General features: G+C 66.4%; 1 protein-coding gene. It reads left to right on the top strand.

Translation table 11 applies throughout. From position 1 onward, the window contains the following. Window positions 1–13 precede the first annotated feature (13 nt). On the top strand, window positions 14–1,402 hold the full coding sequence (ahcY, locus tag OCH239_RS21340; protein ID WP_037267508.1) for an adenosylhomocysteinase: 1,389 nt from the start codon (window positions 14–16) through the stop codon (window positions 1,400–1,402). The last annotated feature ends 34 nt before the right edge of the window (window positions 1,403–1,436 follow it).

The following is a 1,436-nucleotide window of genomic DNA, read 5'->3' as shown; positions in this document are numbered from 1 at the left end:
GGCCGCCGACTACATCGTCAAGGACATCGCGCTTGCGGGTTACGGGCGCAAGGAGCTGGACATCGCGGAGACCGAGATGCCGGGTCTCATGGCGCTGCGGGAGGAATACGGGGCCGCCAAACCTCTTTCCGGCGCGAAGATCGCCGGCAGCCTGCACATGACGATCCAGACCGCCGTGCTGATCGAGACGCTGGCCGCGCTCGGCGCCGAGGTCCGCTGGGCGTCGTGCAACATCTTCTCGACGCAGGATCATGCCGCCGCCGCGATCGCCGAGGGCGGCACGCCGGTCTTCGCCATCAAGGGCGAGACGCTCGAGGAATACTGGGATTACTGCGACCGCATCTTCCATTTCGACGGCGAGGGCCAGGGCGGTGCGTCTCTGATCCTCGACGACGGCGGGGACGCCACGATGTACATCCTGCTCGGCGCGCGGGTCGAGGCGGGCGAGACGGACCTCATCGCCGATCCCTCCTCCGAGGAGGAAGAGGCGCTCTTCAAGCAGATCCGCAAGCGGCTCGAGGCCTCGCCCGGCTTCTTCGCCAGGCAGCGCGACGCGATCCGCGGCGTCTCGGAAGAGACCACCACCGGCGTCAACCGGCTCTACGGGCTGATGCGCGAGGGGCGCCTGCCCTTCCCGGCGATCAACGTGAACGACAGCGTCACCAAGTCGAAATTCGACAACAAGTACGGCTGCCGCGAGAGCCTCGTCGACGGCATCCGCCGCGCCACCGACGTGATGATGGCCGGCAAGGTCGCGGTGGTCTGCGGCTACGGCGATGTCGGCAAGGGCTCGGCCGCCTCGCTCGCCGGCGCCGGCGCGCGGGTGAAGGTCACCGAGAGCGACCCGATCTGCGCGCTGCAGGCGGCGATGGACGGCTTCGAGGTGGTGCTGCTCGAGGACGTGGTCGGCTCGGCCGACATCTTCATCACGACGACCGGCAACAAGGACGTCATCCGCATCGACCACATGCGCGAGATGAAGGACATGGCGATCGTCGGCAATATCGGCCATTTCGACAACGAGATCCAGGTCGCGGCGCTGAAGAACCACAAGTGGACCAACATCAAGGAGCAGGTGGACATGATCGAGATGCCCTCGGGATCTCGCATCATCCTGCTCTCCGAAGGTCGCCTTCTGAACCTCGGCAACGCGACGGGGCATCCGTCCTTCGTGATGTCGGCGTCCTTCACCAACCAGGTGCTGGCGCAGATCGAGCTCTGGACCAAGGCCGACGAGTACAAGAGCGAAGTCTACGTGCTGCCGAAGCATCTCGACGAGAAGGTGGCGCGGCTGCATCTCGACAAGATCGGCGCGCGGCTGACCCCGCTCTCGCCCGAACAGGCCGCCTATATCGGCGTGACCCCGGAAGGACCCTTCAAGCCCGAGCATTACCGCTACTGACGCGGCGTACCCCCCGGGCCGCGGGAACCCGCGG

This window comes from Roseivivax halodurans JCM 10272 (assembly GCF_000521785.1).
Classification (GTDB): Bacteria; Pseudomonadota; Alphaproteobacteria; order Rhodobacterales; family Rhodobacteraceae; genus Roseivivax; species Roseivivax halodurans.
Note: the sequence above shows the minus strand (reverse complement) of the source record. Positions and strands in the feature narration are given on the sequence as shown.